The sequence below is a fragment of the Bacillus sp. JJ1764 genome, from assembly GCF_036962145.1.
GTDB lineage: Bacteria > Bacillota > Bacilli > Bacillales > Cytobacillaceae > Neobacillus.
This window is the reverse complement of the sequence record NZ_JBALNY010000172.1, coordinates 1-3,679: the sequence shown is the minus strand read 5'-3', so window position 1 is coordinate 3,679 and position 3,679 is coordinate 1. Positions and strand designations below refer to the sequence as shown.

3 protein-coding genes are annotated in these 3,679 nt (G+C 36.8%); 2 read left to right on the top strand and 1 reads right to left on the bottom strand.

What is annotated here, in order from left to right; genetic code table 11:
• Positions 1-78 precede the first annotated feature (78 nt).
• Both V7083_RS20280 and ald read left to right on the top strand, forming a co-directional pair.
• Positions 79-1,317, top strand: coding sequence for a PucR family transcriptional regulator (locus V7083_RS20280; protein ID WP_335481326.1), 1,239 nt, complete (start codon positions 79-81; stop codon positions 1,315-1,317).
• Between the two features lie 129 nt (positions 1,318-1,446).
• The gene (gene ald, locus V7083_RS20275) at positions 1,447-2,580 is read left to right on the top strand and encodes an alanine dehydrogenase (protein ID WP_335481325.1); all 1,134 of its coding nucleotides are present in this window, start codon (positions 1,447-1,449) and stop codon (positions 2,578-2,580) included.
• A gap of 44 nt (positions 2,581-2,624) precedes the next feature.
• On the opposite strand, the gene V7083_RS20270 is transcribed toward ald, so the two are convergent.
• On the bottom strand, positions 2,625-3,679 hold a 1,055-nt coding region (locus V7083_RS20270), incomplete at its 5' end, for a DUF445 domain-containing protein (RefSeq protein WP_335481324.1).

Sequence of the window (3,679 nt, the reverse complement as noted above, 5' to 3'; positions counted from 1 at the left end):
TTTTTTGTAAAATTAAACAAAGCACCGAAAACTTTTCTCACAATAAAATTATTCTTATAGTAAAATGGAGGACATTATATGTCTTTTAACCAACATGACCCGTTTAAGATTTCATTTGATAGTTTAGATGAATTTGCCGATCTTATTAGTCAGGTGTTGACATGCCCGATAACGATTGAAGATGCAAATCACCGTCTCCTTGCTTACAGTACGCATGATGAACGAACTGATCCGGCCAGAATATCAACGATTATTGGAAGAAGAGTGCCAGAAAAGGTAATCAACCAGCTTTGGAAAGAAGGAACCATTCCAGCTCTTCTCAAAACAAGAGATCCGATTCGGGTGAAAACCATGAATGATATAGGACTTGGAAGCAGAGTAGCCATTTCAATTTGGAAGCATGAAGAAGTTTTAGGGTTTATCTGGGCCCTAGAAATTGATAAGACATTATCAGAAGTGGATTTTAAATTGTTAAAAAAGGCTGCTGATGCAGTCAAGAATAAACTCCTTCAGCTTCGCACCAGAAAAAGCAATAAAGATGAGCGGTTTCAAGAATTTTTCTGGAAGCTATTAACAGGACACCTAACATCAACCAATGAAATATTCGAGAATTTCCAAACGTTAAAAATTTCTCCCGCCGCTTCTTTTGCTATAGCTGTTTTTCAATTTCAACAGGAAATTGGCGGAAAAGATGAACAAAACATTATCTACTTGTTAAAAACAAATCAGCGCTTAAAAATAGTTCTTTATACGATTGATCATAATCAGTTAATCTTACTTGTTTCTGCTGACAACATTCAGTATCCATTACAAGAACTGCAACATTTTAGTGAGAACTTTATCTCTAAGTTAAATGATCGTTATGGAGTAAACGGGATCACACCCGTTTATAGCGGTGTTTATGAAGATTATCAAAAAATCCGAAAAGCGTATAAGGAAACACGATCTGTCTTAGCAATCAAAAATAAATTTCCAAATGAGACAAGGGAAATTAACAGCTATCATCAATTGGGAATATATCAGTATTTTGAACTTCTTCTTGAAAAAAGAAAAAATGGAGAATACGAAAATTATTCCTTAAAGAAACTGCATGACTATGACTTTAGGCATCAAAGCAATCTGGCCGAAACACTGGAGGTCTTTTTAAATAGCGACCAAAATATCCATGATGCTGCAAAAGAACTTAATGTTCACGCCAATACTTTAACTTATCGTTTGAAACGGATTGCCGAAATCGGTGATATCAATTTTAAGGATCCAAATCAAAAAATGAATTTATTTATTGATTTGAAGCTGGAGAAATATCAGGGGAATTGAACTTTTTGTGAAATTTCCCAAAAAGAAATTAAATCTTTTTCCTTTCTTAACAAAGAAATTCACAAACAATCATTTTATACTGTATCCATATTATGTTACTTATTGTGAATTTAGGGAGGAATCAGGGAAATGTTTATTGGTGTACCTAAAGAAATTAAAAACAACGAAAATCGGGTAGCACTTACCCCAGCGGGAGTTGTGTCATTCGTGAACTCCGGTCACTCAGTTTTAGTGGAAAAAGACGCTGGCCTTGGAAGCGGATTCACAAATGAGGACTATGCTAAAGCAGGTGCTGAAATTCTAGATGGTGCTGAACAAGTTTGGACAAGAGCCGACATGATTATGAAGGTAAAAGAACCTCTTGTGAGTGAATATAAATACTTCCGTCAAGGATTAATTTTATTCACTTATTTACACCTTGCAGCGGAGCCGCCATTAGCACAGGCACTAAAGGATAGTGGGGTTATCTCCATTGCTTATGAAACCGTTGCTGTTAACAGAACTCTGCCGTTATTAACACCAATGAGTGAAGTAGCTGGCCGCATGGCAGCTCAAATTGGAGCACAATTCCTTCAAAAAAATAATGGGGGCCAAGGAATCCTTCTTGCAGGTGTACCTGGGGTTAACCGTGGAAAAGTAACCATCATCGGCGGTGGGATTGTTGGTACTAACGCAGCTAAAATGGCTATTGGTTTAGGTGCTGATGTTACGATTATCGACTTGAGCGCAGATCGTTTACGCCAGCTTGATGATATTTTCGGAAATCAAATTAAAACGTTAATGTCTAATCCATATAATATTGCGGAAGCTGTTGCGGAAGCAGATCTTTTAATTGGCGCTGTGTTAATTCCTGGTGCAAAAGCTCCGAAGCTTGTGACTGAAGAAATGATTAAAACAATGAAACCAGGATCCGTTGTTGTTGACGTTGCTATCGACCAAGGCGGTATCGTTGAAACAATTGATCATGTAACGACTCATGATAACCCAACGTTTGAGAAGCATGGAGTGATTCACTATTCCGTTGCCAATATGCCTGGTGCCGTACCACGGACATCTACAATCGCATTAACAAACGTGACTGTACCATATGCACTGCAAATCGCTAATAAAGGGGTCTTTAAGGCTATTGTTGATAATCCGGCATTAAAATTAGGTGTCAACGTTGCTAACGGAGAAATCACTTATGAGGCAGTTGCAAAAGACTTAGGCTATAACTATGTACCTGTAGAAAAAGCATTAGAAAAAGAATTAGCATCCATTTAATAAGCAAATAATCCCCTCAGGAGCCTGAGGGGATTATTTGTGTTTTAGAACAAAGCTTTAATACCTACTAAGACAAGGCCAATCAAAAAGCCGCAAACAGCTCCGTTAACCCGGATCCATTGCAAATCTTTTCCAACGTTTGACTCTATCATGTGAATCAGAGTTTTGTTATCTAATTTATTAAGATTTTCTTCGACCAGTTTACCAATTTTAGAATGATTTTTATCGACAAAGGCTGAGATTTGCTGCTTTAGCCAAGCCTCTAGTTTTTCCATCTTATCTTCATCAGCTTGTAAACCATTTAGTCCATCCATCATCATTGGCAATAGGTATTCTTCGTAGAAACTAGGTTCTTCCACATACATGATTGCTTTTTCTTGGGCCTGTGTTAATAATTCGATAATTTTAGGTTCTGGATCCCAATTAGTAATGAGGTGCTGTTTAAATTGTTCTAATTCCTGGTATAGTTTTTCATCCGTCTTCAAATTTTGGAGCTTTTGTTGGATATGATGAAGTAAATTTTGCCGGTTTTGGTTAAATGGATCTCGATAACTATCGACCCCTTTAAGAATCAAGCTTTGAATAATATTACCCAGCTTTTCTTCATTTACCAAATTACTAAAGGATCGTAAAGCAAATTGCATGAATCCATCTGCTTTAATATTTTCAATCATTTCTACAGCCATGCCGCCAAGACGGTATTTCGTATCCTCCCGATTGGCCCAGTCATTTATCTCCTTTAAAACAAAGTCTAATGTTTTTTCATCATAGTTTCGTGCAGAAACCTGGTCAATAAGTAGCGGGAAATAATTCTGTACATCCAATTGATGAAGTTGGTCTTTTAATTCCTTTTCTACAATGGGAGCCACTTTTTCAATTTTTATCATTTTAATGAGATGCTTGACCCCGATAATGATATTTTTTTTTGCAGGCTCTTCATTGATTTCTTTTTCGACCACTCCAAAAATTCGTTTGGTCAAGTGGAATGAATCGATTTTTTCACGAATGCTTTCTTTAGTCAGCCAATCGTTCTCTAGCATAGAAATAATTTTCGCAATGATTTTTTCACGGTTTTTTGGCAAAAGGGCTGTATGTGGAA

What these genes read in the sequence shown, in the direction of transcription:
- V7083_RS20280 (WP_335481326.1), top strand. Translation starts at nt 79, where the DNA reads ATGTCTTTTAACCAACATGACCCGTTTAAGATTTCATTTGATAGTTTA.
- ald (WP_335481325.1), top strand. Translation starts at nt 1,447, where the DNA reads ATGTTTATTGGTGTACCTAAAGAAATTAAAAACAACGAAAATCGGGTA.